Raw genomic sequence first — 23,865 nt, forward strand, 5'->3', positions numbered from 1 at the left:
TTTCAGCGGGCGGAGCGAACCAGCGCCGCCCGATCCACCACGGTGATACGGCCACGGGTCAGAACGAGGATATTGCGTTGTTGCAGGTCGCGCAGTACCTTGTTCGCCGTGGCCCGGGTGGTTCCCGCCATGGATGCCAGATCTTGTTGATTGAGCCGGATCTCCGCAATGGCCGTCGAGCCTCCGTAGATTCCGGCAAGGTCGATCAGACGTCGCACCACCCGGGTTTCGACCGGTAGATACAACGCCTCGAGCACCTGAGCGGAGAGCCGCCGCACCTGAGCAGCCAATGTGTCTATCATGACCCGGTCGATCTCCGGGTAACTCCGGCGCAGTGCCGCCAACTGGGCGCGGCTGAAGGTCAACGTCTCGGCATTCTCGACCGCTTCGACTGTCGCGGTACGGCGGGCGCTGCTGTCGAGCACTGCCAGTTCGCCGAACGAACAGCCGGGACCGAGCATGGTCAATGTCGCGGTATCCCCGAACGGGGTGGCGACCCGGACGATGAGCCGGCCGGATTTGATCAAATGCAGACAGTCACCGGGATCGCCTTCGTGGCAGAGGACTTCCCGGCGCTTGTACCGGCGGAGTATGCACGAGGCGAGAATTTCGCGCCGTTCCGGTTCGGGCAGACCACGGAGTATCTCGAAATCGGTGGTCACCGTAATCCATCCAGCACATAGCAGGTCACCGGTTCGCTCCGGCCTCGGACAGTCACTGCGCCACGGCTGCGTACCTCGGCACGCGCGCCGAGGTACGCGCAGGTCAGCGAACCGATCACCACGGTCCCGGGTTCCGCCAAGCTCTCCAATCGAGCGGCGAGATTCGTCGTATCACCGATCGCGGTGTAATTGCGCATCTGCGGGGCACCGATATTGCCGACCAGTGCCGGGCCGGTATTGACTCCGACCCGGAAACGTGGCCAATCGGGATGTTGAGCCGCCGTTTCGGCGACCACCCGCTGGAGCGCCAGTCCCGCGCCGGCCGCCCGCAGCGCATGATCCGGTTGCTGAGTCGGCGCGTTGAAAAGGGCCATCACCGCGTCGCCGACGAATTGGATGACCGTCCCACCGCAGTTCAGTATCGTCGGCACGATCGCACCGTAATACGTGTTCAGCATGTGTACCACTGCTTCCGGGGTCGCCGACTCGGCAAACGGCGTGAACCCCGACAAGTCGGCCATGAGTACGCTGACCTCGGTGATCCGGCCGCCGAGCCCGGCCTGGGACGGGTCGGCGATCAGCGCGGTCGCTACCGTGGGCGACATATAGGAACGGAACAGCCCGTCGAGTTGCTGATACAGGCGAGCATTCTCCAACATGACCGATGTCCGGTCGGCGAACGATCGCAACATCGCGTACTCGGTGTCGCCGAAGCGGCCCCACTCGCGTCGCGCCTCGAGCATTCCGGCCCAGCTGCCCTTGACAACGAGCGGAAACGCCTCCGACTGCGGATCGGCGGGTCCACCGTCGGAAAAGGTCAGTTCGCCGCCTCGGACCAGCCCCAGCCGGAATCGATCCCGCTCGAACGCCGCCGAAACGAGATGCAACACCTCCGCGAGCAGTTCCTGTTCGCCGCGGATCACGTTCGATTGCTCACCGATCGCCGCCAGCAGACCCAGCCGACGGACCTGCTCCCGCTCGCTGCCCAGCGCGTGGGCGCCCTGCTCCAACACCGCGACCTGGCGTTCAGTGAGCCCGAACCGCTTGGACAGCCGCGCTCCGACCGCTCCCAGCGGCTCGGTCGAGGCGACGCCGCCTTCGGCGCGCACGCGCAGCGCGTCGACCATCTCGTCGAGGGCGTGCGTGTAGTCGCGCTCCAGCCCGGCCATGGTCCGGTGCAGGGTGACGCTGTCGAAGAGTCCGAGCGCCGAACCCTCACGCCGGAGTTGCAGGTGCGCGCTACCGGAGATGAGTACGAAGGCAGCCAGCATCAGCACATGCCATTCCCACCATGAGGTATGCCAACTGCGACTGAACCCCACGGCGAAAAGCGCCTCGGCCAGCAGCACGAAGGCAGTGAGTACGCTGAGCAGCACCACGCCCCGTCGACGCAGGTACTGGCGCCCGTAGCGGAATGCCGCGGCGAGATAGCACGCCGATCCGGCGAAAGCCACCCCGATCAGCGGTCCCCTGGCCTCCGCCGGATCGGGTGCGTGATCCAGCCACGGCAGCTGTGCCATCGATACCACCGCCCACGCTACGAGTAGCAGTGTCGGGAGTGCGGACAGCAGCCATGCGAACCGATGCAACCGAGCGGCAGCGGCGGGACCGAATTCCACCGACGACGCGAGGGCGGTGATACCGCCGAGTCCGAGCCCGACGGGTACCGAATAGACGAATCCGGCGTTCGGCGTCGGCAGGATCACGCCGGGCGTGGCCAATGCGTGCAAGCCGAGGAAACCCGCGCTGAACTGGAATACCAGGGACACCAGGATCAACCTGGCGTCCCGGCGCATCCGTGCGGCCCGGAACAACATGACGCCCAGGGCCATCGCGATGGCGGCGGCGGTGAGTACCAACCAGAAATGTGTCCCGTGGTGCTCGTGGTCCATGTCGAGTTCGGGACGGGATACCAGCAGCCATAGCCCGACGGCCGGTAGTGCGACATGTCCCAGCCAGAGCAGAACCTTGACCTTCGACACCACCGGAACGCTACCGCGCGGTTCGCCGGAGAGAAACAGGAACAGCTGATCACGTCGGCGCGGCATATCGTGGCAGCCCGGACCGGTCGTACGCGGACGACACATGCCCGGCAGGCCGGCCCTCGCCTCGATCTTTTCGCATAGTGTGCGGCTATGACCGAGGCAGCGGAGGGCAGGTACCTCCCGCAGACCGGGCTGGCGGCGAAACTCAATTGGCTGCGGGCCGGGGTGCTGGGCGCCAACGACGGGATCGTCTCGACCGCGGGCCTCGTGGTGGGAGTCGCTGCCGCGTCGTCGGACACCGACACGATTCTCACCGCGGGCATCGCGGGGATAAGCGCGGGTGCCATCTCCATGGCGGTCGGCGAGTACGTATCGGTGAGCACCCAGCGGGATACGGAGAAGGCCCTGCTCGAGCAGGAGAGCCGGGAGCTGGAGCAGGATCCGGCCGATGAGCTCAATGAACTCACCGCGATCTACCACGCCAAGGGCTTGTCCGCGGAGACCGCGCGGAAGGTGGCCGAAGAGCTCACCGCCTACGACGCGTTCGCCGCGCACGCCGAAGCCGAACTGGGTCTGAATCCCGACGAACTGACCAATCCGTGGCATGCCGCACTGTCCTCGGCGATCTCCTTCACTGTCGGCGCGCTGCTGCCGCTGCTGGCGATCCTGCTGCCGCCGACACCGGCGCGCATACCGGTCACCATGATCGCGGTCCTGCTCGCCCTGGCGCTCACCGGTTCGATCAGTGCGGGCCTCGGTGGCAGCAGCCGGGCCCGGGCCGTGGCTCGGGTAGTGATCGGTGGGGCGCTCGCCATGGCGGTCACCTACGGGATCGGGCAGTTCGCGGACGTCACCGGTATCTGATCTGCCACGAATTCTGTTGCCGGAGCGATATTCTTGTGAAGTGAACCAGCGCCGAGTCGCATATTTTGCTGTACTTGGCGGGTGAGTTCTCTTTTCGCCGTATTGCCCGCGGCCGGGATCGAATCGGCCCTACAGGCGTACGAGCGTTATCAGTCCATGGCCGGTGCACCCGAGCCGACTCCGCCGCCGCAGCCGGTCGGGGTCGTGTGCACATTGATCCACCGCTCCGGCACCGGGTTGCGGGTGTACCGGCGCCCCGACGCCCGTGGGGCACTGCTGGAGGCCACGATCGACGATCGTTTCGACTGTCTGCGCGCCTTGCTGGCCCTCACCGCGGACCGCGACCTGGCCGTGCTGGATGTCGCCACCCGCCGCCTCTACAACCCACGGGGAGCCGCCCGAGTCCCGGTGACCACGGGCGATTTCCGGCTGCCCTATCTCACCGAGAGCATTCTCGACGAGATCCTGGAAACTCCCCCGGACCCGCGCGATCCAGCCCTGAAGGTGATCCGCGCCCCCATGTGCCATATCCGCGCGCGTCGACTACCGGAGGAGATATTCGAAATGGAGCATCGCGATCTCGACGCGTTCTTCCAGCTCTACACCGACGATTCGACGCTGGTGCGCAAGACGATCTGGGCCTGGGCCACCGGTGACCCGTGGTGGCAGCAGGCCATCGCCTGGCAGCCCGTCGAGGCGCCGGACCCGAGACGTCGCCCCGCGGCGGAGGACGATATCGAATCCGTCCTGGCCGAGCTGCGGCAGATGGCCGAGGAGACACCGTTCGAACTGGGTGCGCTGGACCTGATCTCGGCTCTGGGCGATGTCGACAACGAGGCCCAGGCGATTCTCGACCGCGCGAATCCCGATACCCCGGACCAGCCTCGGAGCTCCCGAGGCTGACCGGCCCGCACGGTGGCGCGGGGCAGCTACGGTCCACGGCACCCTGACAGCAGCCTCCTCCCGCGACGCATCCCACGCGCCCGCCCGCCGCTATTTCACCCCGACCCGCAGTCGCACCGAATCGTCGGTGGTGCTCTGCAACGCCTGGCCGAGCAGACTGCCGATATCCAACTGCGACACCGAACCGTTCAATGCGTCGGTGAGCGGGACGAGCCCGGGTTGCAGGGCGGCAAGTTCGGGCCCGGCCTCGTCGAGGAATTCACGCAGACGCTGCAGGAACGGCACCAGGCCGCCGTCGTTCAGGTACCGCTCCGGTGACCCCTCGGCACCGGTGAACCTGCCCACCGCCTCGACGAAATCGTCCAGCACTTCGGCGAACCGGGTGAACTCGGTGGCCGCGGCCGAGGTGGCCGGGCCGGACCAGTCGCTGTCGGCGGCGGCGGTCTCGAAATTGTCGAGCAGTTCGGCGATCCGCGGTTCCCGGGACATGATCGTCGCCGCGAGCAGATCCGCGGCCCGGGTGAGTTCGGGGAGTGCGGCGTCGGTGCCGTGCAGGGCGTCGCGCAACGTCCGCACCAGCGATCCCATGGTGGCCGGGTCGAGCTGGTTCATCGTCCGGGTGACCATTCGCGCGGCTTCCGGAATGGACAGCGGGCTGTGGATATCCTCCGATTCCAGCCGTTGTCCGTCTCGCACATAGGGGCCGGCGCCGGTCTTGGGGGCGAACTGGACATACGGCTCACCCAGCGCCGACAGGTGTTCCACGGTGACGACGCTGTCGGTGGGCAGGTGATGCGAATCGCCGACCCGGAAGCCGACTTCCACGCCGTCGGCGACGCGGTCCACCGAGGTCACCCGGCCGACCTCGATACCGGTGAGCAGGACCGGCGACCCCACGCCGAGACCGCCGGAATCGTCGAGCACCAGGGAGGCATTCAGGTAGTCGGCGAACGGGTCCGCACGGACCACTCCGAAGGTCAGATAGCTCGCGCCGAGCACGGTGATGGCCGCGATACCGCCCAGCGATGCCAGTGGCCCGATCTTCATCGCACGGCTCCGATCATGCGCAGGGTTTCGATGATCCGATGCACCTGATCGCCGGTGGACAGCGGATCTCCGGCGTGTACGGATCGAACATTCACCTGCGCTCCGTTCTCCACGAACGGAATCACCTTGTCCCGCAACAGCGCGACCAGCAGGTTCAGATTCGACGGCTGCCGCAGATCGAGCGGACCTCCGGTCACCAGCGGGATCAAGGCCGTGGCGGCCGCACCACCGGACTGGGCGATCGGCGCCAGCCAGGCCAGCGATCCGCCGACCGGACCGAGTCCGCCGAAGATCTCGGTCACTCCGGCGATGGATCCGGTGGCGGCGTTCATCTGCTGAACCGATTCGGGCCGCAGGATATTGTCCAGCTCGTCCTGGATTCCGTGCATCACCTCGGCGTTCGACGCGACGCCGTTCAGCAGGAGGTCGACCTGGTCCAGATGCGCCGCGAGATCGACCGTATCGGTGGCCAGGACCTGCGCGATCCGTTTCGTTTCCGCCGGATCCTGGGGCAATACCGAATTGACGCGGTTGACGATGTCCTGCAACTGCCCCACCGAACCGCTGTTCACGAAGAACGCGATCGCGGCCATGGTGTCCTCGAGCTGCACCGGCGGCCGGGTGTGTTCGCGGGTGATGGTGTCGCCCGGGCGTAGCAGGGTGTCGTATCCGTCGAGTGGAGTGGTCAGCGCGATATGGATATCGCCCAGGACGGTGTTCTGCCGGAGCTCGGCCACCGTGGTCGCCGGTAACTCCACCGAATCCTGCACCTCTATCTCGACGACCACATATCCCGGCCCCGCGGCGTCACCGGGCACGACCTCGACCTTGTCCACATTGCCGACCTGGGCACCGTTGGCGATCACTTTCGCCCGGGCCGGCAGGTTCAGCACATTGGTGAACTCGATCCGCAACCGGTAGCTGTCCCCGGCGACCACGGCCCCGGGCACCGGGATATCGGAAGGATCGAACGCGCAACCGGAGATACCCAGGGCAACGGCCAGCCCGCACGCGGCCAGCCCGCGCCGCAACCGGGTGCGGTCCAGGACGATCCGCGCGGTCATCGAGCACCTACCGATCCCAGCACCAGCTGCATCAGATCCAGATCGACCATGCCGTTCGCCGCCCCCGCGCAACGGCCGGGCGAGACCGCGTTCACCGCCGCACACACCTGTTCGGCGTTCGTCTGCGGGATCGCCACCCGAGGCGGCGCGTAGGTGAGTCCGGGCGCGCCGGTGGCCGGATCGGCGACCGTCCGGAACGCCGATACCAATACCGGAGTGGTGCGCACGATTTCGGTCAGCGACCCCACGTTCGCCCGCAAAAGCTTCACCATGGGCACCAGGTTGTCCAAGGTAACCATCAGCGGATCGGACAGGATGACGGTGAGATCGTCGAGCACGGGCAGGATCTCACGCAGGCCGTCGAACAACGTGATACCGGGGGCGAGCAGTTCGCTGTGCGCCTGGTTCAAGGTCGGCGCGAGCCTGGTCAGCATCAGCTTCAGATCGCCCCAGTGCTCGGCGACCTTGTTGGATACCGACGCGTAGGCGTCGAAGATCCCGGCCAGATGGGCGATATCGGCGTCCGGTGATTCCAGGACCCGGCCGAGTTGATCGATCAGATGGTTGATCTGCGGTCCGGTACCGGCCGAAGCCGTGTCGAGGGCGTCCAGCCCGCCGGCCAGCGCGTTCGGCCGATCGGCGGTACCGCCGATCTGATCGGACAATTCCGCCAGCGCGGTGACGGTCTGGGTCAGGCTCTTGGGTGTGAGGGTTTTGGTCACGCACTGTCCCGGATTCCACTCCTCGGTGGACTTCCCACTCGCCAGCACCGCCAGTTCGCGATCGGCGACCACGGTGTCGGAGACGGTGGTCGCGCCGGAATCAGCGTAGAGCGGATGGTCGGCATCGACCTCGAAATCCACACGCACCTTCGCGCCCTCAGGGGCGATACCGGTCACCGTGCCGACAGCGATACCTCGCATCGAAACCTGATTGCCCTGGTAGAGACCGATACTGTCCGGCATGATCGCGCAGTACGCCCGGGTCTGCTTCAGCGGTTGGAACGCGATCACATACGCCGCGGTCACGGCCAGTGCCAACACCATCGCCCCGGCGATCGACATGAAGCCCGGCGATCCCAGAATCTTCTTCAGCATCAGCACGCCTTCCCGGGCAGCGGCACACAGACGACGGCGCCCGGCGCGGTCACTGTCGTCCCCGACCGGTCGATCCGCACCCCGCCGTCCGGGCCGACCAGTTCCCGCAGTTTCGTGCTCAGGCTCTGCGCCGACACGATCATCGGCTCCAGCTGATCGCCGTATTCCTGGAGGCGCGGCAGCGCCGCGGCGAGTTGCTGGACCTTGGGCCGCACGGTGCTGTCCCAAGCCGGGGCGAGCACGCTCACCCGCTGAACCACCGAGCTCAGCAGCGCCAGAGCCTGTTTCAGTTCGGCGCGCTTGTCCAGCAGCACTGTCTCCATGAGGTTCACGTTGTCCATCAACCGGCCCAGATCGGTTTTCGCGCCGTCGTACATGGTGACGTACTCGTCGGCGGTGGCGATGGCGGCGGAGACCTGGGCGCGCTGGCGTTCGATGGCGTCCAGATAACTACCGACCGTATCCAACACGCTGCGCAGCGATTCCGGGGCAGCGTCGATGGAGGTGTCGAGTGCGACGAGATTGCGGCGCAGGGTGTCGCCGTCGGTTTCGCGCAGCGGCGTGGTGGCGTCCTGGAAGGTCTCCATCAGGCTGTAGGGCAGCCGGACCCGGTCCGCGGGAATCGGAGTATCGCCCAATTCTTCGCTGCCCGCGGGGAACAGCGCGACGTAATGTCCGCCGACCAGGGTCAGCATCCGGATATCGAGGGAGCTGCGGTCGCCGACGAAGACGTCCCGGTCGACGGTGAAGCGCATGGTCACCCGATCCGGTTCCAGCTCGAGCGATTTCACCTCGCCCACCGGCACCCCGGCCAGACGGATATCGTCACCGGGTTTGACCGACTGCGCCTCGCTGAGTTCGGCGGTGTAGGTCCGCTTTCCCAGCGGCACCGTGTACAACGCTCCGACGGTCACCGCCAGCGCGGCCACCGCGCATACTCCGATAATCCCCAGTCGCAGTTGTTTGCGCAGTCTGGTGGGTTCGTCGGTGATCAGCTGGTCCCGGTCGAACCAGCGGCCCAGTGCCGCCGTCCACTTCGTGAGGCTCACCCGTTGCATATCGCCACCCGCTGTCCGCCGATCAGCACCCGCACCGGGGCCGGCACCTCGGCTGTGCCCTTTCCGCACTCCGGCCGGAACCCCGCCACCGTGCGCGGAAACGAGGTGTCCACCGCGGCCAACAGCCCGGGCAGACGGCCGAAGACCTCGACGGCTTGCTGCGGATCGGGGAACAGACTCCGGATCATCGCGTCGATATCGGGGCCGGCTTCCGGGCTCAGACCCGCCGCGGCCAGCAACCGATCCACCGGTTCGAGAACCGAGGGCGCGCTCATCGCGAAATCGGCCAGTCCGCCGACATTGCGTTGTAGCGCCTGGAAGATATCGGTGAGCCGGGCCAGCAGTGGCACCAGGTGGTACAGCCGGCCGCCCACTCGCTCGGACAGGTCGGACATGTTCCGGACCAGCGTGCCGATCACCTGCTGCCGGTCACCGACATATTCGCTGAGGGTGCCGATGGCGTCCAGGGCGGGACCGATACCGGCACCGTCGCCCTCGATCACCGCGAGCAGGCTCTCGGTCAGCTGGTTGAGGGCCTCGGGCGACAGGGTCGCCAGAACCGGCTGTAAACCGTTGAACAGACTGGTCACGTCGAATGACGGGATGGTCTGCTCCGGGCCGACCGTGGCGCCGTCGTCCAGCCGGACTCCGGGATTCGGCTGCTGCTGTAGGTCGATATAGCGCTGGCCGGTGAGGTTCTGGTAGCGAATGGCCAGTGCGCTGTTGTCGTAGACCGGGGTATCGGTCGTGACGGTCAGCCGGACATTCGCCTTGTCGCCCGCCAGCGTCACGGCCTCGACCTTGCCGACCTGCACGCCGAACATTCGCACATCGTCACCGGTCTTCAGGCCGTTCGCGTCGGTGAACAGGGCGTGATGAGTTTCGGTCTCGCCGTCGACAGGTCGTTCGATGGCACCGATCACCAGAGCGAGCACCAGTCCCATCACCGCCGCGAAGAGAGCCAGCCGCCAGGCGGCACGCCGCGCCGTCATCGCACGCCTCCCGGAGTGCCGTCCAGTTCGACATCCACATCGAGTACCGGGCCGTCGGGGCCTTCCTCGAACGCGAGCCCGAGCCGGGTGAGCAGGGTGCGCAGGTCGGCGGCGGACTGTTGTGGGTCGGGCACGGCCAATGCCAGCAGGTTCAATGTGGGCGCGAGCGAATCGGTGTACCCGGACAGCTGCCCGGCGCTGTGCGCGGTGGCGGCCAGGGTCGGCAGGATATCGCCGGTGAGCGCCTTCACGCCCGCGTCGAAATCGGCGCGGTCGGTGCGCAGTACATCGATATCGACTATCCGGTCGAGCACCTCGATGGTGGCCCCGGCGAACTGCCCGCCGCCCTGGAACGCCGGCCCCAGCCGTCCCACCAGTTCGTTCGCGGGCATCGACTGGTGGTCGGCGATCACTCGACCGGCGGTGATCAGTGCCTCCGCCAACGGGGTGAACGCCTTGACATCGGCGGCCGCCTGCGAGATCACCATGGCCATATCGGGGGTGAACACCGTCTCGCCCGACTGCGAGAGGCTGCGCAGCAGCGCGCCCATGGTCGCGTCGTACACATCGGCGGCCCGGCGACCGGTCAGATCGACCACCGCCCCGGATTCCAGGGGTCCGCCGCCCGCGCCCGGCCGCAGTTCGATCTCGCTGATACCGAACAGGTTGGCCGGCGCGTAGTCGACCAGCATGCTGTCGTCGATCCCGTGCAGCCGGTCCCGGTCCAGGGTCAGCGCGATCTCCTGGGTGCCCCGCCCGGCGGAAGCGATATCGGTGACCGAACCGACCTGGACGCCATCGATACGCACCAGCGTGCCGGCCACGACACCGTCACCGATCTGCTCGGTCCGCAACGCGATCCGCAAGCCGGCGTCCGAGGTCAGCTCCCGGTACCCGTAACCGGCCAGGGCGAGCACCACCAGCGCCGCGACCACCAGAACACCGATCCGCCGCGCACTGCGCGGATCGGCGGCGACCCCGGGCATTCCGTACTTCGGCATCTGTCCCTATCCCGTGAAGCTGATCGCCGAGTCGAAGCCCCACAGCACAAGGGTCAGCACCATATCGATGGCGATGATGGCGACGAAACTGGCGCGGACGGCGCGGCCCGAGGCAATACCGACACCCTCGGGTCCGCCGGTCGCGAAGAAACCGTAGTAGCTGTGCACACAGATCACCACGACGCCGAAGACCGCGACCTTCACTGTGGCCGCGACGATGTCGAATCCGGCGATGAACTGGAAGAAGTAGTGGTCGTAGACCCCGGCTGACTGGCCGTGCACCAGCGTGATCAGGCCACGGCAGGCGAAATACGAACCGATGAGCGCGATCAGGAAGGTCGGCACGATGGCGATCGCCCCGGCGATGACGCGGGTGGTCACCACGAAGGGCACCGACCGTAACCCCAGCGCTTCGATGGCGTCGATCTCCTCGGAGATCCGCATGGCACCGATCTCCGCGGTGATCCGGCAGCCCGCCTGCGCGGCGAAACCCACCGCGGCGGCGATGGGTGCCAGTTCCCGCGTGGTCGCGAACGCCGAGACGATCCCGGTGACCGGGCCCATCCCCAGCATGTCCAGGGTGGCGAACGATTCCACGCCGATCGACGCGCCGATCACCAGGCCCAGCACGATCATCATGGGCACGGTCCCGCCGCCGACGATGACCGAACCGCGGCCCCAGGTCATATCGGTGATGATCCGCAGGGTCTCGGCACGATACCGCCGCAACGCCAGCGGTATCGAGGACAGAACCTGCCAGCAGAAGACCAGTACGAAGCCCAGCGAATCCACCGCGCCCAGGATGCGACTGCCGCGCCGGAAGTAGCGCGCGAGGAAGCCGAGCCCTTTCGGGGCATAGGAGGTCGCCGCCATCACGCCAGCCTGGTGGGCAGGAACATGGCGGTCACCTGGGTCATCGCCAGATTGACGATCACGATCGACACCACCGACAGCACCACCGCGGCGTTCACCGCGTCGGCGACACCGCGAGGTCCGCCCTTGGCCTCCAGGCCGCGCTGGCAGGCGATGACCACCACCAGGAATCCGAAGATGAGGGCTTTGAGCAGCGATACCCAGACATCGGCGGCGGTAGTGAAAGAACCGAACGTCGCCCAGTAGGAACCGGGTGTGACCCCCTGGCCACCTATCGCGACCAGGTATCCGGCGATGACGCCGACGAAGATCACCAGGATATTGAGCAGTGGCGCGACCAACAGCATCGCCACCATCCGAGGTATCACCAGCCGGTGCACCGGGCTGATGCCCATGGTGTGCAGCGCGTCGATCTCCTCGCGGATGGTGCGGGCGCCGAGGTCGGCGGCGATGGCGGCCGCGCCCGCGCCGCCGAGCAGGAAGCCGGTGGCCATGGGCGCGCCCTGTTTGATGACACCGAGGCCGCCGGTGGCGCCGAGCAACGTATCGGCCCCGAGATTGTGGATGAGATTGCCGACCTGTACCGAGACGATCACGCCGAACGGGATCGCCATCAGGATCGCCGGGAAGGCGGTCACTGTGACCAGCCGCCATGCCTGGACCAGCATCTCCTGCCATTGGAACCGGCCGCGGGCCAGATCCGAGGCCGCTCCGGTGACCGATTCCTGGGCCATCCCGACCGCGCGGCCGAAGGTACGCAGCGAGGACACGACGGTGCCCGAGAAATTCTGCTGGACAATTTCGCGCGCGGAGGATTTTCGTGAGACTTCGGCGGATTTCTCCGCGGAATCGATCGCCGCGGTTCGGCGCTCGGAGCTCATGGCCGAGATCCAGGTACCGCTCTCGCGGGACGGATTGTTGCGAAATTCATTGCGTGTGATCTCTCCGGTCCGGCATCGATGCCAACGGAGAGGAAGCTAATCGTTACCCACGGTGACGGACAAATCCCCGACAGTGTGACAGTGACCACGACAGATGGGACCGGCGCATCAATATCCGGAAATCGCGCGAGCCGTCACCCGAGTCCCCCAAACGAACTGGAACACGTTTCACTGAATTATCCGGTGCGGTCCGCACGGATATCCCCGAACGGTTTCAGTCGTCGAGATCGACGCGAATCGTCAGCAGGTCGGTGCCCATCATTCGCACCGCCGCACTGTTGCCACGCGGTAGCGACGCCAGCCGGCGAACCGCGTCGTCGTCGGGTAGCAGGTACGCGGTCCCCGAATACCATTCCCCACGCAATCGCACCCGGACCCGGCCGTCCGCGCGAATATTGCGTACATAGTCCGAGCGGTCCCCGAACTCGGAGACGAACCAGAACTCGTTCCCGATCCGCCGGCCGCCGACCGGTACGACACGGGGCACCCCACTGACCCGCCCCGTCGTCTCCAGCAGCTGCTGCGCCGACCGCTTACGGTTCAGCGGATTGGCCACATGCCGCTGGAAAGTGGTGACAATGCGATGTTTCATACGCCGCATATCGGTCATGTGGCGACGGTAACACCACTGGTTCCGACACACCTCGAATATGACCGGCCGAACGAATCGTCGGATCATTCGACCGAAGAACGCGCCATGAGTGACAATTCCCCCGTGCGAACTCAGTTCACCAACGAGCTCGTCGCGTTGACCGCGGATCTGACGCAGATGTGCCGCATCACCCACGAAGCGGCCGAACGTGTGACCGATGCCGTCGTCGGGGCCGACCTCACCGCGACCTACGAGGTCTTCGCCCTCGACGAGCGCCTGCAGACGATGTACGGCGCCTGCGAGGCGCGCACCGTCGTCCTGCTGGCACTACAGGCGCCGGTCGCACGCGATCTACGCCATGTGGTGACCGCCATCCAGATCGCCGGTGAACTGTCCCGGATCGGCTGGTTGTTCAGCCGGGTAGCCGACCAGGTGTACCAGAGCCATCCCGAACCCATCGCCCCGCCGCCCGCACTCGGGGTGCTGGCCCAGATGGCGGGCCGCACCGCCGAATGCACCGCCCGAGCCCAGCACGCCGTCACCCGCGGCCGCCACACCCCGGCCGACAACACCGGCACGGCGGCCATGCAGATCCTCAACCAGGAACTGCACAACGCGCTGTCGACGATCGAGGGCACCTCCACCGAGACCGCGATCACACTCGCGCTGATCGGCCACAAACTCCTGCGCACCGTGGACCACACCGACCGGATCGAGCGGTTGATCCACTTCCTGGACACCGGCATCCCGCCGACCGCCCAGATCCTCCCGACCGCCGAGGCTGCGGAGGCTGCGGAGGCTGCCGAATAACCCGCGATCGAGGCCCCCGCCCGACCCGAGGGCCCGGTTCGTCCCAATCATGGGAATTGCCTATGCTTTTCACCTGACGGCGGATCGGCGTACACCCGGAGTCGGGACCTATACCATCTACCGCACACCTACATCTTCATACCGACAGACCGGCCGGGTCCACTCCGGCCCCCCATACGTCACGGCGAGCGCACTCGGCGCGGAAAAAACCACGGGTCTACCCCTCATCAAGCCCCGCGGTGCGTCGCGGTCACCGGTCCGGACAACCGGCCCGCGACTCGCGCCGGGGATCCATCGCCCTCGCTCGTGACAAGCCCACCCCCGAGTCGGCGCCGGCACGGCGACTCGGGGGTGGTCCCTTTCCAGACCGAACGGGAATACCCCGCGCGCCCATCGGGTACTCACGGTCAGGTATGCCGAATCTCACACCGGGCAGTAGCTTTCGGTTAGCTGACCGGCCGGTAGCTTGACGCTCGGCATGTCCCGGTACCTCGGCAAGGAATCTCGTTGAAGCGCACAGCAAATGAATACGAACAGGGCGTCGAGCCCATCGCCCATCGATCCGCGGAGGTCCGGCGATGAAATCGCTACTTTCTGCCCTGCCTGCCCCAGCCCGCAAGTTCGGCGCCCTCGTCGTACCCGTTCTGATCGCGATGGCCTTGGCCGCCGGCTTTCTTCTGGAAGGCTGTAGCACCGCGACCGATCCCGCCGCCGGCGCCGCGAAATCCGTCGCCGGCACGGCCACCGAAATACGGTCCGCACTGGACCGCCTGCCGGTGAAAGCCGAGGTCGGGATGGCCGGGTACAGCCGGGACAAGTTTCCGCACTGGGACAACAACGACGCCGAACACGGCTTCGGCCCGGAATTCGCCCAATACAGCAAATGCACCATCCGCGAAGTGATGATGTTGCGCGATGCCGCCGGCGCGGTCACCCTCGATCCGAAGACCTGCGATCTGAAAATCGGTACCGGCGGCGGCTGGCAGGACGCCTACGGCGTCATGGACAACAAAACCGGAAAGCTGAAACCGTACAAATTCATCGTCGAGGCAAAATCGGTCGACGCCGAGCACATCGTCCCGCTCGCAGAGGCCTGGCGCTCGGGTGCCAAAGATCTCGACACCGAAACGCGGCGCCGGATCGCCAACGACGCGGTGAACCTCATCGCCTCCGACCCGTCGGCCAATCGCTCCAAAGGCGACCAGGACGCCGCGCACTATCTGCCGCCGGGGAGCTTCCGGTGTGGCTATATCTCACATTATGTCCAGATCAAGCTAAAGTACGGCCTGAGCGTGGACCCAGAGGAACAGACCGCACTGCGCACCGCGGTGGACGACTGCGTCGAACGGGGTGAGTTCAAATAGCCGAAGTCATCGAGTTACCCGAAGCGGCATCGGTGATGACCCGGGAAGCCGGGACGATCTCCGGCGATCTCGATATCACCCTCGATCCCGAGGGTTTCGGTCTCGTCCGCTATCGGGAGACCGAGGACTGGTACACCATCGGCAATCTGGACGACGACGAGCCGCGCACCTGGAAGACCGGTGCGGAATTGGTGGAAGCGATCACGAAGGGAATCGGCGCCCGCGATGCGGCGGGCAACACAATCCCCTTCGAATGCTGACCACCCGTCACGCGTCCACACGAGGGCTCGGCGCCCGGGTTCACCCCGCGCGCCGAGCCCTTCGAACGATCTATCCGATCGCCGCGAGATCGCGGCCCACCGGCTCGTCCCACTCGATCCGGTAACGCTGTTCACCGGCGAGCGTCTTCTCCGGGTTCATCACCGTGCGCGCCATGATCGGCATCAATACCTGCATCACCTTGCGGGCCACCGGTCCCGGGGTCTTGCTGTGGTTGATCTTCGCGGCACGCGCGGCCACGCCTTCCACCCGCGGGCGGCGCAATTTCTCGTAGGCGGCGAACGCCGCGGCGGGGTCGGGGACGTCCCGCAGGCAACGGGCCAGCTGGACCGCGCTCTCGATCGCCAGTGACGCCCCCTGACCGGAACTGTTCGACGGTGCGTGCACGGCATCCCCGACCAGCACCATCCGCTCGCGGTACCAGTGCGGGACAGGCGGCATGATGTGCAGCGCGCCGACGACCTCCAGCTGTTCCGGGGTGGTCGCGCGGGCCAGCCGACCGCCGGGGGTGTCGTCGCCGTAGGTGTCGCGCAGGATCCGCAACCACTGTTCGGCCGGCATTCGGCGGGCCTCCGCCAGCGAGAGATACTCCTTGCTGGGCAGATTCGCGCCCCAGCTGACCCGGCCCGGTCCGGTCGGCCAGTACAGGTAGTAGGCGCGGGCGCCGTAGGCGAAGACGATGGTCTCCGGTTCGGTGTCGACCGCGCAGTCGACGGTGGCCCCGAAGCCGAGCATCCCGGTGTAGTGCGGCCCAGGGGCGTCCGGGTCGATCAGCCGGCGGACAGCCGAACGGATACCGTCGGCGCCCACCAGCACATCCGCTGTGGCGGTGGTGCCGTCGGCGAACTGCGCACGGACACCGTCCGGCGTCTGCTCCGCCGAGACCAGGCGCTTGCCGAATTCGACCGGCACCCCGGCCGCCACCGCCCGCTCGTACAGCACCCGGTGCAGCTCGCCGCGCTCCACCAGTTGCAGCGGCGGTTGGTCGCCCAGCACGGGCATCGTCAGCATCTTGCCGCCGACCGACAGCGCCATCCGCGGTACCGGCACCGCGATATCGCGCACCGCGTCTCCGGCGCCGATCACGTCCAGGGCCGCGACCCCGTTGGGTGCCAGCGCCAGCCCGCTGCCGATCGTGTGGGCGGGGCCGGGGTAGGCCTCGTAGACGCGGGCTCCGATACCCGCCTTTCGCAATGCGGTGGCCGCCACGGGCCCCGCGATACCGCCGCCGATCACCAGGGCGGTCTCGATTCCGGACATGGGTGTACTCCTCGGGAGTTCGATTCGGATTCACAACCGAACCGCCCCGGTGATCGACCACCCGGTTATCCTGTGTTCTGCCATACTCGTGGCCGGGTGTGCGTTCGCGCGGGCACGGTCCGAGACGGTAACCCGAGCTCGATGGTGGTGTTGCCGCACCTCCATCGAGCCCGGTTCTCGATTCACTGACCGGTCGTCGTATCAGCCCCCTCCACATAGGCGCGGGCTCGGGCGCTGTCCACGCCGGGCCCGCCTCGATGCCATGCCCGCCATTCCGCGAGATCGGGGAAGGTTCCCTCGCACAGTTCGGTGCGCAGCGCCCGGGTCCACTCGGCTTCGGCTTCCAGAACAGCCAGCCCGTACTCGGATTCGATGACGAACAACCGGGGCAGGGTCTCGGTGAGCTCCGCGAGTTCCTGTTTCACCTGCGCGATCTGCTCGTCGAGCACGGTGAGCCGACGGCCCAGCAGCTCGGCCACCTCGTCCGGCGGCAGCACGGCCAGTATCGACAGACCCGCGAGAAATCGGCCGCGCTCGGGCTCGGGCTCGGCGATCAGTTCCCGGGTCCAGTCCACGAGTTCGCCGCGACCGGCTTCGGTGATCCGGTAGATCACCCGCTCCGGCCGCGAACCCTCCCGTTCACTGCCCACCACCTCGAGAAACCCGGCTTTGGCAAGGTTCTGCACAACCGTGTACAGCGACCCCCATTTGATATCGAGATCCCGGTCCTTGCCGTATTCACGCAGCCGGGCGGCGATCTGATACCGGTGCACGGCTTCGTCCTGCATCACCGCGAGCACCGCGAGGGCCAGCAGATTGCCGACTTTGCGCTTCTTCGCCATACACCCTCCTTACTCGTACACGAATATACGTGAGCGAGTATTCGTCAGCAAGGGGTGTGTTTTCGGCGCCGCCTGCGGCGGCGCGGGGGTTGAGGGCTGTGTTTTCGGCGCGCTGGCGCGCGCGGGGGTTGAGGCCCTGAAGTCTCGCCGTTCAGGCCTCGAGACTCGCGCTTCGCGCATGCGCTTCCAGGCCTGAACGGCGAGACGGCCTCAACCCTTCGGGGTGTCTCGTAGAACTCGACTCAGACGGTTGCGTGGCACTGGACGGGTCGTTTGGTTGCGTGGCGGCGGGCGGGTCGATTGGTTGCGTGGCGCTGGGCGTGCGAGTCGGGGTGGGCCGGCTTCTAATGGGTTTCCAGCAGAGGGCCGGGGGCGGCGAGACGCCACGAATCCAGGACGATGTCCCGCATTTCGTCGAGGTCGTCGAGTGCGGCGAGCCGGACCCGGACCCATGCGTTGTTCACCTCATGGCCCGCGATCCAGAACTTGTCCGGCTCCGCGGCCACCAATTCGTCGCGGTCGACGATCGGGCAACGCACCGCCATCGAGGTCTCGTCCTCGGGCAGGGTCAGGAACAGCCGGCGTTCCACGCGGAAAATCGGCATACCCCAGGCGAACTCTTCGAGAGTGGCCGGGAGGGCCAGGGCATAGGCGCGGACATCGTCCCCGGTGGCGTTCATGGCTGCGATTGTGCACGGGCCCGGTGACAAGCGCCCCGCCACGGACCGGCCTCAGGCGCCGGCCGTGACCACCGCACCGGAGAGTTCGACCCCGGCACCGCTCAATTCGCCGAGTGCTTTCTCGACGGTGGCCGGGGCGACGCCGGCAGTCAGGCCCAGCAGGATGCGGGTGGTGAAACCGGCGGTCACCGCGTCGAGGGCGGTCGCCCTGACACAATGGTCGGTGGCGATACCCGCGACGTCGACCGCGCCGATATCGTGGGCGCGCAGCCATTCGGTGAGTGTCTGCCCGGCGGTCGAAGCGCCCTCGAAGCCCGAATACGCGGCCGAATACTCACCCTTGGAGAAGACCTCCTGCACGGCAGCGGTATCGAAACCCGGATGGAAATCCGCACCCGGGGTACCGACCCGGCAATGCGGCGGCCAGCTGTCCACGAAGTCGGGGGTCTCGGAGAAATGGGAGCCCGGATCGATGTGGTAATCGCGGGTAGCGACGACCGCGTCGTAATCGGATTCGGCCAGGTATTCGCTGATCAACTCCGCGACGCGGGTGCCGCCCGATACAGCGAGCGCCCCGCCCTCGCAGAAATCGTTCTGCACATCCACCACGATCAGCGCACGTTTCATATTCTCAGTCTCCTCGCCTTCACCCGGTCAGGCCAGGAATGTGGTCGGAACCGCTGGTTCGCCGTCGGACAGTTTGAGTCCCTCCCACGGCAGACTCACCAAACCACGGGCCACCAGTTCCCGGGATTCGGTCAAGGTCGGCTGGTCGAGCAGGGTCCCACCGCGAACCAGCGGGACCAGCAGATCGCGCACCTCGTATTCCGCCGGGGCCGGACGTTCGGCGGTAGCCGGGTAGACGATCTCCTCGACGATCGTCCCGGTCTCACGCGCCGACCGCACCGCACGTTTCGCCCCGCCTCGTGATTCCTTGTGGCTGGACCGTTTGGCCACCGGAACACCGTCGACCTCCACCAGCTTGTAGACCATTCCGGCGGTCGGCGCACCGGATCCGATGACCAGTTGGGTGCCGACGCCGTACGCGTCCACCGGTTCGGCCCGCAAGGCGGCGATGGCGTATTCATCGAGGTCCCCGGACACGACGATCCGGGTTTCCACAGCTCCGAGGTCGTCCAGCTGCCGACGTACCTGGCGGGCCAGGACGCCGAGATCGCCGGAGTCGATACGTACCGCGCCCAATTCCGGCCCCGCCACCTCGACCGCGAGTGCGACCCCGCGGGTGATATCGAAGGTGTCGACCAACAGGGTGGTACCGGTCCCGTGTGCGGCCACCTGACTGCGGAACGCCTCGATCTCGTGTTCCCCGTCGGCACCGCTGTGGACCAGGGTGAAGGCGTGCGCGCTGGTGCCCGCGCCGGGAACGCCCCAGCGGCGAACCGCCTCCAGATTCGAAGTCGCGTGAAAACCGGCCAGGTAGGCCGCCCGCGCACTGGCCGGGGCGGCCTGTTCATGGGTGCGTCGCGATCCCATCTCGATCAGCCGGCGCCCAGCGGCAGCACCCACCATCCGGGCCGCCGCGGACGCGATCGCGCTGTCATGGTTGAGCACCGACAGGGCCAGCGTCTCGAGCACCACACATTCGGCGAAAGTGCCGGTGACCGAGAGCACCGGGGAACCCGGAAAATACAGCTCGCCTTCCGCGTAGCCGTCGATATCGCCCGTGAAACGGTAGTCGCGCAACCAGGCGACCGTCTCCGCGTCCAGGAATCGGGCGACGATCTCCAACTCGGCGTCACCGAACCGGAACCGGCCCAGCGCATCGAGGAAACGGCCGGTACCGGCGACTACTCCGTACCTGCGGCCGTGTGGCAAGCGCCGGGCGAACACTTCGAACGTGCACCGCCGCGTGGCGGAACCGTCGGCGAGGGCGGCGGCCAACATGGTGAGCTCGTATTGGTCGGTCAGCAGAGCAGTGCTGCCGGACACGTCGCGCAGGTCCACGGATGTCACTGTAAACAGCCCGCGCGAGCCGCGGGGAGCCCGCTGCGGGCAGCACCGGGAACCGAGCACGTGCGACGGCGTGTCGCGGGTGCGGGCAACGTCGCGACCGGCCCCACCGGGCCTATCGTTCCTGCTCCGGGTGTTGTGAATTAATCCCCGAGTCGTACTCTTGAATTCATGGCCCTGTGCAACACCGCACCCCGCTCACCGACGGCAGAGGTCCTCCTCGGCACCTCCGGCGTCACGATGTCGGCGCCTCAGGCGACACCGGAGGCAGTGGAGTACACCGAGATCCTCGAGGCAGAGGACCGGCCCTGGGTCACGGTGGTCTGGGACGATCCGGTCAACCTCATGCACTACGTCGCTTACATCTTCCAGAAGCTGTTCGGTTACAGCAAAGCCAAGGCGACCGAGCTCATGCTCGAGGTGCACAACGAGGGCAGAGCGGTCGTATCGTCGGGATCGCGCGACAAAATGGAACAGGATGTCCGCCGCCTGCACGCGGCCGGTCTGTGGGCGACCATGCAACGAGATGATTGATCGGACGGTTACCGTAGCGACGTGCGTAAATGGAGCCGGAAGAACTCATTGAGCGGACTCAAACTGCGGTCGGAAATGGACGAGCGCGAAGCCAGTGTCTTGCGCTCGCTGGTCGGAGCGGTTTCGGGTCTGCTGGGTGAACGCGCCTCCTCGGCCCCCGAGGACGAACTCGCCGCGCTCACCGGTCTGCGCAGCGGTAACACCTTGGCGCCCGATGATCCACGACTCGCCCGGCTGCTGCCCGAGTTCCATCGCGCCGAACCGGGCTCCCCCGACGCCGACCGAGCCGATCTGAACAGCGCGCTACGCGGCCTCCACGAACCGGAGATCATCGACGAGAAACTGGCCGCGGCCGGCGTCGTGCTCCGCACCCTGCCCGCGGACGGCGGCAAGGTCCTGATCACGCCGGAAGAAGCCGACGCCTGGCTGACCGCCCTCACCGATGTGCGACTGGCCCTGGGTGTGGTGCTGGAGATCGACGCCGACACGCCTGAACAGTTCGCACCCGACGATCCACGCGCACCGCATCTGGACGTCTACCACTGGCTCACCTGGATGCAGGACTCACTACTCCAGGCGATGGCGCCGTGACCGCCGCCCCCGGCCCGCGCGACGCGCTCACCGACGTCTCCGGTCTGCTGGTCGGCCACCACCAGGTACTCGACCCGGACGCGACCCGAGGTTCCGGCGCGGCCACCGGTTGCACGGTGGTCCGGGCGCCCGGCGGCGCGGTCGCCGCCGTCGATGTGCGCGGCGGCGGGCCGGGTACCCGCGAGACCGATCTGCTCGATCCCGCCAATACGGTGCGGCAGGTGCACGCGATCCTGCTCACCGGCGGCAGCGCCTACGGCCTGGCCGCCGCGGACGGGGTGATGCGCTGGCTCGAGGAGCACGGCGAGGGCCTGCCCATGTCGCCCGAGGACCCCGCCCGGGTGGTACCGATCGTGCCCGGGGCCGTCATCTTCGATCTGCCGGTCGGCGACTGGTACACCCGGCCGACCGCCGAATTCGGTTATCACGCAGCCGAAGCCGCCGGACCCGATTTCCTGCGCGGCTGCGTCGGCGCCGGTACCGGCGCCCAGGCCGGCGCCCTCAAGGGCGGTATCGGAACCGCGAGCATCCGCTTCACCGACGGCGTAGCCGCCGGAGTGACGGTGGGCGCGCTGGTGGTCGCCAACCCCGTCGGATCGGTTTTCGATCCTCGCACCGGGATCCCCTGGGGCGCGGGCACCGACGGAGCCGAGTTCTTCGAGCTGCGCCCCGGCACCGCCGAGCAACTCGCCGCCGCGAACGCGCTGGCGGTGAAGGGCACCGTGCTCAACACCACGATCGGCGTAGTGGCCACCGACGCACCACTGGATCCGGCGGGCTGCCGCCGGCTGGCCACGGTCGCACACGACGGTTTGGCCCGAGCGGTGCGCCCGGCTCATTCCCCCCTCGACGGCGACACCTTCTTCGCACTGGCCACCGGTACCGCGACACCGCCGGATCCGCCGCGACTGCCCGCGGCCTTCCCGGCCGACCTACCGTTGATCGACGCGCTGAGCACGGCCGCGGCGGTCTGCGTGGAACGCGCGATGGTCGACGGGATCCGCGCGGCGCACACCGTGGCCGGTATCCCCGCCTACCGCGACCTCTTCGGTGTTTGATTGCCCCGCCTGCGGCGGGGCGGGGCTGTGTCTATCTGCCCCGCCTTCGGCGGGGCGGGTCGGGGCCCTATTAACCCCGGTTCTTCACTCCTACGCTCAGTCGCTGCGCTCCATCGCTTCGTCGCTCCAGAACCGGGGCGGGCCCCGACTGTATTGTTTGCCCCGCCTTCGGCGGGGTGGTCGGGGCCCTCGTGACCCCGGTTCTTCACTCCGGCGCTCAGTCGCTGCGCTCCTTCACTCTGTCGCTCCAGAACCGGGGCGGGCCCCGACCACCGATGGTGGCCATCCGGAGTAGACAGAAGGGTTCGGTGGGTTGAGCTGGTGGTGGATCGGACAGATGCGGACGTCCGGGCCCTCGACCGAATGCCGACCGGTGCTTGTCGAAGGCATCGGTCTCGGGGCCGGGCGAAGGACACGTCGCGCAGGCGATTGCGCGCAGGTCGTCGCGGCACGGTCGCGGGGAGCGGCAGGGGGTGTGCGGAGCGCCCGGGAATACCCGAATATCCTCGATAGTTGTCGGCTGTGACGGGTCGGCGGCGGCCGTGACAAGAGGTGGAAGGGTTCGATTGTGCTCGTGATCAGGGCCGACCTGGTGGATGCGATGGTCGCGCATGCCCGCGCCGACCATCCCGACGAAGCCTGCGGCATCATCGCGGGGCCCGAGGGCTCCGACCGTCCCGAACGGTTCGTGGCGATGCTGAACGCGGAGCGCTCCCCCACCTTCTATCGTTTCGACTCCGGCGAGCAGTTGAAGGTCTGGCGGGGGATGGACGATGCCGATGAGGAGCCGGTGGTCATCTACCACTCGCATACCGCGACCGAGGCCTACCCGAGCCGCACCGACATCTCCTACGCTGCCGAACCCGGCGCCCACTACGTACTGATCTCCACCCGCGATCCCGAACAGCACGAACTGCGCAGCTACCGGATCGTCGACGGCGAGGTCACCGAGGAGCCGGTGCAGATCGTCGACGCCTACAGCAAGAGCGAGTCAAGCCCGGTGGCGGTAGCGAAGCGTCACCACGCAGGGCCCCCGCTCATGCGCGATTGACACGAAACCGCCTGACCATCACAGTTTTCCGACTGAAACCGAGTACACAGCGAGGAGCAGTACCCATGCCGGTCACCGTGTCCATTCCGACCATCATGCGCACCCATACCGGGGGCGAGAAGCGAGTCGAGGCCCAGGGGTCCACGCTCGCCGCGGTGATCGAGAATCTGGAGTCCAACCACCCGGGTCTGGCCGAGCGGCTGCTCAACGAGGGCAAGCTGAACCGGTACGTCAACATTTACGTCGACGACGAGGACGTCCGGTTCTCCGGTGGACTGCAGACCTCGGTGGGCGAGGGATCGACCGTGACGATCCTGCCGGCCGTCGCGGGTGGGGCCCGATAAGT

The 23,865-nt window shown here is 67.1% G+C and carries 26 protein-coding genes; 10 read left to right on the forward strand and 16 right to left on the reverse strand.

Annotated elements, in window-relative coordinates; genetic code table 11:
- Positions 1-2 precede the first annotated feature (2 nt).
- Both OG405_RS20785 and OG405_RS20790 read right to left on the reverse strand, forming a co-directional pair.
- The gene (locus tag OG405_RS20785) at positions 3-662 is read right to left on the reverse strand and encodes a Crp/Fnr family transcriptional regulator (RefSeq protein WP_327148140.1); all 660 of its coding nucleotides are present in this window, start codon (positions 660-662) and stop codon (positions 3-5) included.
- The gene (locus tag OG405_RS20790) at positions 659-2,644 is read right to left on the reverse strand and encodes an adenylate/guanylate cyclase domain-containing protein (protein ID WP_327148141.1); all 1,986 of its coding nucleotides are present in this window, start codon (positions 2,642-2,644) and stop codon (positions 659-661) included. The genes OG405_RS20785 and OG405_RS20790 overlap by 4 nt, the downstream gene beginning before the upstream one ends.
- A gap of 153 nt (positions 2,645-2,797) precedes the next feature.
- On the opposite strand from OG405_RS20790, the gene OG405_RS20795 reads away from it, so the two are divergent.
- Both OG405_RS20795 and OG405_RS20800 read left to right on the forward strand, forming a co-directional pair.
- Positions 2,798-3,511, forward strand: coding sequence for a VIT1/CCC1 transporter family protein (locus OG405_RS20795; RefSeq protein WP_327148142.1), 714 nt, complete (start codon positions 2,798-2,800; stop codon positions 3,509-3,511).
- Positions 3,512-3,592: 81 nt separating this feature from the next.
- Complete coding sequence (locus OG405_RS20800) at positions 3,593-4,414, forward strand: hypothetical protein (protein WP_327148143.1); 822 nt, start codon at positions 3,593-3,595, stop codon at positions 4,412-4,414.
- Positions 4,415-4,504: 90 nt separating this feature from the next.
- On the opposite strand, the gene OG405_RS20805 is transcribed toward OG405_RS20800, so the two are convergent.
- From OG405_RS20805 to OG405_RS20845, 9 genes are all read right to left on the reverse strand, one after another.
- Positions 4,505-5,461 (reverse strand): MlaD family protein, encoded by a 957-nt coding sequence (locus OG405_RS20805; RefSeq protein ID WP_327148144.1) that lies wholly within the window; start codon positions 5,459-5,461, stop codon positions 4,505-4,507.
- On the reverse strand, positions 5,458-6,525 hold the full coding sequence (locus OG405_RS20810) for an MlaD family protein (RefSeq protein WP_327148145.1): 1,068 nt from the start codon (positions 6,523-6,525) through the stop codon (positions 5,458-5,460). The genes OG405_RS20805 and OG405_RS20810 overlap by 4 nt, the downstream gene beginning before the upstream one ends.
- Positions 6,522-7,622 carry an MlaD family protein gene (locus tag OG405_RS20815; RefSeq protein ID WP_327148146.1) on the reverse strand — a complete coding sequence of 367 codons (1,101 nt, stop codon included), beginning with the start codon at positions 7,620-7,622 and terminating at the stop codon, positions 6,522-6,524. The genes OG405_RS20810 and OG405_RS20815 overlap by 4 nt, the downstream gene beginning before the upstream one ends.
- A complete protein-coding gene (locus OG405_RS20820; protein WP_327148147.1) occupies positions 7,622-8,680 on the reverse strand; it encodes an MlaD family protein in 1,059 nt (352 codons plus the stop codon). The genes OG405_RS20815 and OG405_RS20820 overlap by 1 nt, the downstream gene beginning before the upstream one ends.
- Positions 8,668-9,672, reverse strand: coding sequence for an MlaD family protein (locus tag OG405_RS20825; protein ID WP_327148148.1), 1,005 nt, complete (start codon positions 9,670-9,672; stop codon positions 8,668-8,670). The genes OG405_RS20820 and OG405_RS20825 overlap by 13 nt, the downstream gene beginning before the upstream one ends.
- Entirely contained in the window at positions 9,669-10,673 is a 1,005-nt protein-coding gene (locus OG405_RS20830) for an MlaD family protein (protein WP_327148149.1), read from the reverse strand. The genes OG405_RS20825 and OG405_RS20830 overlap by 4 nt, the downstream gene beginning before the upstream one ends.
- Positions 10,674-10,679: 6 nt before the next feature.
- Entirely contained in the window at positions 10,680-11,546 is an 867-nt protein-coding gene (locus OG405_RS20835) for an MlaE family ABC transporter permease (RefSeq protein WP_327148150.1), read from the reverse strand.
- On the reverse strand, positions 11,546-12,427 hold the full coding sequence (locus OG405_RS20840) for an MlaE family ABC transporter permease (protein ID WP_327148151.1): 882 nt from the start codon (positions 12,425-12,427) through the stop codon (positions 11,546-11,548). The genes OG405_RS20835 and OG405_RS20840 overlap by 1 nt, the downstream gene beginning before the upstream one ends.
- 274 nt (positions 12,428-12,701) lie before the next feature.
- A complete protein-coding gene (locus OG405_RS20845) occupies positions 12,702-13,097 on the reverse strand; it encodes a nitroreductase/quinone reductase family protein (RefSeq protein ID WP_327148152.1) in 396 nt (131 codons plus the stop codon).
- 105 nt (positions 13,098-13,202) lie between these two features.
- Between OG405_RS20845 and OG405_RS20850 the strand changes: the two genes are divergently transcribed.
- The 3 genes from OG405_RS20850 to OG405_RS20860 all read left to right on the forward strand — a co-directional run bounded on the left by OG405_RS20850 (position 13,203) and on the right by OG405_RS20860 (position 15,513).
- Positions 13,203-13,889, forward strand: coding sequence for a phosphate signaling complex PhoU family protein (locus tag OG405_RS20850; protein ID WP_327148153.1), 687 nt, complete (start codon positions 13,203-13,205; stop codon positions 13,887-13,889).
- Between the two features lie 578 nt (positions 13,890-14,467).
- Positions 14,468-15,253, forward strand: a complete 786-nt coding sequence (locus tag OG405_RS20855; RefSeq protein WP_327148154.1) for an HNH endonuclease family protein — start codon at positions 14,468-14,470, stop codon at positions 15,251-15,253.
- Between the two features lie 35 nt (positions 15,254-15,288).
- Positions 15,289-15,513 (forward strand): hypothetical protein, encoded by a 225-nt coding sequence (locus OG405_RS20860; RefSeq protein WP_327148155.1) that lies wholly within the window; start codon positions 15,289-15,291, stop codon positions 15,511-15,513.
- Positions 15,514-15,583: 70 nt separating this feature from the next.
- On the opposite strand, the gene OG405_RS20865 is transcribed toward OG405_RS20860, so the two are convergent.
- From OG405_RS20865 to OG405_RS20885, 5 genes are all read right to left on the reverse strand, one after another.
- On the reverse strand, positions 15,584-16,792 hold the full coding sequence (locus OG405_RS20865) for an FAD-dependent monooxygenase (RefSeq protein ID WP_327148156.1): 1,209 nt from the start codon (positions 16,790-16,792) through the stop codon (positions 15,584-15,586).
- A 182-nt stretch (positions 16,793-16,974) separates the two neighbouring features.
- Positions 16,975-17,634, reverse strand: coding sequence for a PadR family transcriptional regulator (locus OG405_RS20870; RefSeq protein ID WP_327148157.1), 660 nt, complete (start codon positions 17,632-17,634; stop codon positions 16,975-16,977).
- 344 nt (positions 17,635-17,978) lie between these two features.
- Positions 17,979-18,314 (reverse strand): MmcQ/YjbR family DNA-binding protein, encoded by a 336-nt coding sequence (locus OG405_RS20875; protein WP_327148158.1) that lies wholly within the window; start codon positions 18,312-18,314, stop codon positions 17,979-17,981.
- Positions 18,315-18,365: 51 nt separating this feature from the next.
- Positions 18,366-18,941: a nicotinamidase gene (locus OG405_RS20880; RefSeq protein ID WP_327148159.1), complete on the reverse strand. Its 576-nt coding sequence runs from the start codon at positions 18,939-18,941 to the stop codon at positions 18,366-18,368.
- A gap of 27 nt (positions 18,942-18,968) precedes the next feature.
- Entirely contained in the window at positions 18,969-20,219 is a 1,251-nt protein-coding gene (locus tag OG405_RS20885; RefSeq protein ID WP_327152430.1) for a nicotinate phosphoribosyltransferase, read from the reverse strand.
- Between the two features lie 237 nt (positions 20,220-20,456).
- Here OG405_RS20885 and clpS point away from each other — a divergent pair, with 237 nt between their 5' ends.
- From clpS to OG405_RS20910, 5 genes are all read left to right on the forward strand, one after another.
- Positions 20,457-20,819 (forward strand): ATP-dependent Clp protease adapter ClpS, encoded by a 363-nt coding sequence (gene clpS / locus OG405_RS20890; RefSeq protein ID WP_327148160.1) that lies wholly within the window; start codon positions 20,457-20,459, stop codon positions 20,817-20,819.
- A gap of 21 nt (positions 20,820-20,840) precedes the next feature.
- Positions 20,841-21,410 carry an oxidative stress transcriptional regulator AosR gene (aosR, locus tag OG405_RS20895; protein ID WP_327148161.1) on the forward strand — a complete coding sequence of 190 codons (570 nt, stop codon included), beginning with the start codon at positions 20,841-20,843 and terminating at the stop codon, positions 21,408-21,410.
- A complete protein-coding gene (locus OG405_RS20900; RefSeq protein WP_327148162.1) occupies positions 21,407-22,468 on the forward strand; it encodes a P1 family peptidase in 1,062 nt (353 codons plus the stop codon). The genes aosR and OG405_RS20900 overlap by 4 nt, the downstream gene beginning before the upstream one ends.
- 568 nt (positions 22,469-23,036) lie before the next feature.
- The gene (locus OG405_RS20905) at positions 23,037-23,519 is read left to right on the forward strand and encodes a M67 family metallopeptidase (RefSeq protein WP_327148163.1); all 483 of its coding nucleotides are present in this window, start codon (positions 23,037-23,039) and stop codon (positions 23,517-23,519) included.
- Between the two features lie 65 nt (positions 23,520-23,584).
- Complete coding sequence (locus tag OG405_RS20910) at positions 23,585-23,863, forward strand: MoaD/ThiS family protein (RefSeq protein ID WP_327148164.1); 279 nt, start codon at positions 23,585-23,587, stop codon at positions 23,861-23,863.
- Positions 23,864-23,865 lie beyond the last annotated feature (2 nt).

The organism is Nocardia sp. NBC_01329, from assembly GCF_035956715.1.
Taxonomy (GTDB): domain Bacteria; phylum Actinomycetota; class Actinomycetes; order Mycobacteriales; family Mycobacteriaceae; genus Nocardia.

What these genes read in the sequence shown, in the direction of transcription:
- OG405_RS20860 (WP_327148155.1), top strand. Translation starts at nt 15,289, where the DNA reads ATGACCCGGGAAGCCGGGACGATCTCCGGCGATCTCGATATCACCCTC.
- clpS (WP_327148160.1), top strand. Translation starts at nt 20,457, where the DNA reads ATGGCCCTGTGCAACACCGCACCCCGCTCACCGACGGCAGAGGTCCTC.
- OG405_RS20825 (WP_327148148.1), bottom strand. Translation starts at nt 9,672, where the DNA reads ATGACGGCGCGGCGTGCCGCCTGGCGGCTGGCTCTCTTCGCGGCGGTG.
- OG405_RS20795 (WP_327148142.1), top strand. Translation starts at nt 2,798, where the DNA reads ATGACCGAGGCAGCGGAGGGCAGGTACCTCCCGCAGACCGGGCTGGCG.
- OG405_RS20885 (WP_327152430.1), bottom strand. Translation starts at nt 20,219, where the DNA reads ATGTTGGCCGCCGCCCTCGCCGACGGTTCCGCCACGCGGCGGTGCACG.
- OG405_RS20820 (WP_327148147.1), bottom strand. Translation starts at nt 8,680, where the DNA reads ATGCAACGGGTGAGCCTCACGAAGTGGACGGCGGCACTGGGCCGCTGG.
- OG405_RS20880 (WP_327148159.1), bottom strand. Translation starts at nt 18,941, where the DNA reads ATGAAACGTGCGCTGATCGTGGTGGATGTGCAGAACGATTTCTGCGAG.
- OG405_RS20875 (WP_327148158.1), bottom strand. Translation starts at nt 18,314, where the DNA reads ATGAACGCCACCGGGGACGATGTCCGCGCCTATGCCCTGGCCCTCCCG.
- OG405_RS20805 (WP_327148144.1), bottom strand. Translation starts at nt 5,461, where the DNA reads ATGAAGATCGGGCCACTGGCATCGCTGGGCGGTATCGCGGCCATCACC.
- OG405_RS20810 (WP_327148145.1), bottom strand. Translation starts at nt 6,525, where the DNA reads ATGACCGCGCGGATCGTCCTGGACCGCACCCGGTTGCGGCGCGGGCTG.
- OG405_RS20865 (WP_327148156.1), bottom strand. Translation starts at nt 16,792, where the DNA reads ATGTCCGGAATCGAGACCGCCCTGGTGATCGGCGGCGGTATCGCGGGG.
- OG405_RS20910 (WP_327148164.1), top strand. Translation starts at nt 23,585, where the DNA reads ATGCCGGTCACCGTGTCCATTCCGACCATCATGCGCACCCATACCGGG.
- OG405_RS20845 (WP_327148152.1), bottom strand. Translation starts at nt 13,097, where the DNA reads ATGACCGATATGCGGCGTATGAAACATCGCATTGTCACCACTTTCCAG.
- OG405_RS20855 (WP_327148154.1), top strand. Translation starts at nt 14,468, where the DNA reads ATGAAATCGCTACTTTCTGCCCTGCCTGCCCCAGCCCGCAAGTTCGGC.
- OG405_RS20840 (WP_327148151.1), bottom strand. Translation starts at nt 12,427, where the DNA reads ATGAGCTCCGAGCGCCGAACCGCGGCGATCGATTCCGCGGAGAAATCC.
- OG405_RS20830 (WP_327148149.1), bottom strand. Translation starts at nt 10,673, where the DNA reads ATGCCGAAGTACGGAATGCCCGGGGTCGCCGCCGATCCGCGCAGTGCG.
- OG405_RS20870 (WP_327148157.1), bottom strand. Translation starts at nt 17,634, where the DNA reads ATGGCGAAGAAGCGCAAAGTCGGCAATCTGCTGGCCCTCGCGGTGCTC.
- OG405_RS20815 (WP_327148146.1), bottom strand. Translation starts at nt 7,622, where the DNA reads ATGCTGAAGAAGATTCTGGGATCGCCGGGCTTCATGTCGATCGCCGGG.
- OG405_RS20835 (WP_327148150.1), bottom strand. Translation starts at nt 11,546, where the DNA reads ATGGCGGCGACCTCCTATGCCCCGAAAGGGCTCGGCTTCCTCGCGCGC.